This window comes from Rhodopseudomonas sp. BR0C11 (assembly GCF_010820945.1).
GTDB classification, from domain to species: Bacteria; Pseudomonadota; Alphaproteobacteria; order Rhizobiales; family Xanthobacteraceae; genus Rhodopseudomonas; species Rhodopseudomonas palustris_H.
In genome coordinates, this window is the sequence record NZ_QTKI01000417.1 from 1 (window position 1) to 4,148 (window position 4,148).

General features: G+C 65.7%; 2 protein-coding genes. Both read right to left on the reverse strand.

Going from position 1 to position 4,148, the window contains the following annotated elements; translation table 11 throughout:
* Window positions 1-1,743: FAD-dependent oxidoreductase (locus DYI24_RS22480; protein WP_164573910.1), on the reverse strand; the 1,743-nt coding region annotated here is incomplete at its 3' end.
* On the reverse strand, window positions 1,740-4,148 hold a 2,409-nt coding region (locus DYI24_RS22485; RefSeq protein WP_246701347.1), incomplete at its 5' end, for a thiamine pyrophosphate-dependent enzyme. The genes DYI24_RS22480 and DYI24_RS22485, both read right to left, overlap by 4 nt.

Genomic DNA, 4,148 nt, shown 5'->3' on the forward strand with positions numbered 1-4,148 from the left:
GATGGTGCCCCATTTGTTGGTCTTCAGGCCCGGCTCGGCGTCCTTCATGATCGGGTTGGCGGTGTTGCCCAGCGCCATGATCACGAGGTCGACCGGCACCCGCTCGATCTGCCCGGTCGGCTTCGGGCTGCGGCGGCCGGACTTGTCCGGTTCGCCGAGCTCGTTGACGTCGAGCAGCGCGTGGGTGACGAAGTGGGTGTGGTCGTCGCCGATGAATTCGCGCGGCGCGCGCAGCACCGCGAGATTGATCTCTTCTTCCAGCGCGTGATGCAGCTCCTCGACGCGGGCCGGCATCTCGCTCTTGGTGCGGCGATACACGATGGTGACGTTGCCGCCGAGCCGCTTGGCGGTGCGCGCCGCGTCCATCGCGGTGTTGCCGCCGCCGATCACGAACACGTTCTTGCCCTTCACCTCGGGCAGCGGCGTCTCGTAACGGTCGTCCAGGCCGCGCATCAGGTTGACGCGGGTCAGGAACTCGTTGGCCGACATCACGCCGAGCAGGTGCTCGCCGGGCACGTTCATGAAGGTCGGCAGGCCTGCGCCGGTGCCGACGAAGATCTTCCAGAAGCCTTCGGCCTTGAGGTCTTCGAGCGTCGCGGTCTTGCCGACCACAAAGTTCTTCACGAAACGGCCGCCGAGCAGGATGATCTTTTCGACGACGTCGTCGATCAGCGTGTTGGGCAGGCGGAATTCCGGAATGCCGTAGCGCAGCACGCCGCCGAGGTCGTGGAACGCCTCGAAGATCGTGACCGGGAAGCCCTCGACCGCCAGCAAGTACGCGTTGATCAGACCCGACGGACCGGAGCCGACCACCGCGATCGGCGGCTTCACCGCAGCGGCCCACGGCGAGATCCGCCCGGCGAACCGCTCATTGGCGCTCGGATTGGTGAGCTTCTGATGCTCGGGCAGGTACCATTCGAGCTGGCCGATTTCGATCGGCCGCTTGGTATGGGTGCAGACGCCCTGGCACTGCAGTTCCTGCGGGCAGACGCGGCCGGTGACGTTCGGCAGCGGGTTGCAGCTCTCGATCAGCTCCAAGGCTTCGCGATGCTTGCCGTTGCCGAGCAGGTCCAGCATCTCGGGGATGTGGATCTTCACCGGGCAGCCGCCCTTGGCTTCCTTCCGACCCTGAATCAGCACGCCGAGCTCGCACGGCTTGTCGTCGCACTGCTTGTCGCGCATCACCTCGAGCCAGACGAACAGCTCGCACTCGCGCAGCGAGTAGCCGATCGACTGGTAGCCGAGATAGCCCTGGTTCACGAGTTCGAAGTCGATCGCACGCTCTTCCGCCGGACGGATATAGGGCGGGATGAACGCTTCGCCCGGCCAGCCTTCCGACAGGTTCTCGAACATCGGGTAGCGACCGCGCAGGTGCACGTCGATCGCCTTGATGAACTTGCGCTTGAACTTCAGCGGCAGCGCCCAGATGAAGCGTTGCAGGATCGTCGACATGTCGTCGCCGCGGGCGAGCAGGTTCCACAGCGTGGTGGTGAAGGCTTCACCCAGTTCCGGCTGCTGGAATTCCCAGATGATCGCCTGAGTGCCGTCCGCGATGAACATGTTGCGCAGCGACGCCGGGTCGTTGACCAGGCGTTTCTGCAAGAGCGCGAGCTGCTTCTGGAAGATGCCGACAGCTTCGCTGTTCTGCAGCTCTTCCAGTTCGCTCTTGGAGCTTTCCAGCGTGCTGCGCGCCTGCTGGTAGCGCAGCACGTCGCTGGAGACCGTTCCGGTGACGTCGCTCATCGAATGATCTCCGCATCGCAGTTGGCCGCTGCGCGGCTCAGTTTGGCCGACAGTTCAGGCGTGACCTTGAGCTTGCTGAACACGCCCGGGATGACGTGGGCGACGTCCTTCGGGGCGCCGTCGACGACGATCTTGGTGAGTTCGAACACTTCCGGCACGTCCTGGTAGCAGCTCTTGCAGTTGGTGCACTTGCCGAGGTCCGCATCGTCGATGTGGATCGGCTCGGCGCCGTTGCCATTGGCAGCTTTTGCGCCGTTGGTCTGCGTCGCCGCGGCGGCCGGTGCGGGCGCCAGCCCGGCCATCAGGCCGGCGAGCCCGCCGGCGGCCGGCGCGTTCGAGGAGGCTGCCAGCTCGCTCATGCCGCGCGCGATCTGATCGAGCGAGCTTTCGCGGGCCTTGACCTGTTCGTCGTACTGGTGCTGCAGCGCGGCCAGTTCGGCGCTGTGCGCTTCGTCGAGCGCACGGACGTCGAAACCGCCGAGATATTGCAGCGTGCGCCAGTACTTCCGCCGTTCTTCCACCAGCGCCACCACGGTCTCGCCGACCGAAAGCTTGATCAGCTTCTTGTCGGCATCGGTGGCGTAGATGAACGGCGTCTTGCCGGCGCGCGCCGCCGGATCGAGCGCGACGTATTCGTCGATCGGCAGGGCGCCGTCGTCCTTCTTCAGCGGCTTGAACTGCTTGCGGAAGCGGACTTCGGTGTGGGCGAAGTCGGCCGGCGTCAGCTTGGCCTTGAGAAGCTGCGGCTTGCCGCTCTCATCGACGTACTCGATCGTCTTGGTGGCCCAGTCCTGGTCGGCTTCGGGGTTGCCGTCGAGCGAGAACCAGTTGTTGAGCTTGCTGCCCTTGCGCGGGTCGTGGACGAACACCGGATTCATCCGGCTTTCGACCGCAAGACGCGCCTGGCGGTTGGCGACGGCGTCGCCGATGCCGTGCTCGGCCTGGCACGGCGTATAGACGTCGAGCACCGCCGGCGACGAGGTGTGGTTCAGGAACTCCATCACGTTCTTCAGGAAGTGGCCCTGCAGCGCGGTCGCGGTCTGCACCACGAACACGTTCGGATGGAACGAGGCGATCAGGCCAAGTTCCTTGCGCGATTCCTGCTTGCCGTGCTGGGCGATGCCGAACCGCGACAGGTCGCTGTCCTGGCCCGTGAGGCTCGCCGTCGAGGTCTGGCCGCCGGTGTTGGAATAGGCGCCGGTGTTCAGCACCACGACCTTGATCGGGGTCTTGGTGGCGAGCAGCCGCGACAGCGCGCCGAAGCCGATGTCGTAGGTGGCGCCGTCGCCGCCCATGCTCAGCACGGTCGGCAGCATCGACCGCTCTTCCGGCGTGAATTCGCTCCAGCCGAAGTAGCGGAAGTAGCCGTCGTGCTTGGCCGCATCATAGGCGTCGGCCAGTTCGAGCTTGGCGATGCGCAGTGCCCGGAAGTCCTCCGACGCCTTGGCGGTGAGACCTTCGAAGATGCCCTTGGCGACAGCAGGGGTGTCCTGGAACAGGCTGTTCACCCACGGATCGGTGTAGGGGTTGAACGGGAAGGTCGACGCATAGACGCTCGAGCAGCCGGTGGCGTTGGCGATCACCATGCCGGACGGGCCGTTGCCGGTCGGGCCGCTCTCATAGAGATACAGCCGCTTCTCCAGCGTCTTCAGGGTCTGGTCGATCCGGGCGGCGCGCGCCTCGTCGCCGGCCACCAGCGCCCGCTTGGCGTTGAGCTGGTCGATCAGGGTTTCCAGCTCGCGGATGTGGTCCTTGCGGCGCTTGTCGTGGATCGCGTGGTTGGTCGAGGTGACCAGACGGATCGCGGTGACTTCGCCGCAGCCGCGGCAAGCGCCGTGGCCGCCGGTGGTCGCGTAGTAATTGGCGCGATCGAGCATCAGGCGCTTGGTCTCGCCTTCCGGCTTGGTCGCGCTTTCGGTGAACCGCGCCGGGGTGTTCGGGGTGCGGCTGAGGAATTCGAACCGCGCCTGGAGCTGCTCCAGCATCGGCTCGTCCTGCTCACGATCGACCAGCGCGCCGGGGCCGCAGACGTCGATACATTCGAGGCAGCCCGAGCACTTCCACGGGTCGACGCTCACCGAATACAGGCCGCCGGTACCCGGCTGGCTCTTCTCCATCGCGTCGAAGAACGGCCGGGTGCGGGCCACCGGATACACCGACAGCGCCGCCGACAGCTTACCGAAGTTGCGGTTCAGCGTGGCGTTGTCGAGCTTCAGCGCTTCGGCTGCCTGCGCCACGATGTCGTGGAACGGCTTGTCGTCCTTGCCGGAGCGATACACGTCACGGATCGCCTCGGTCAGCGCCGGCACCTTCTCGCGCAAGCTGTCTTGCTGAGCGGGCGCGATGTCGAGCTGCTTGACCGCGGTCAGCAGCAGTTCGTGGATGTCGTGCACCGCGTTCGGAAT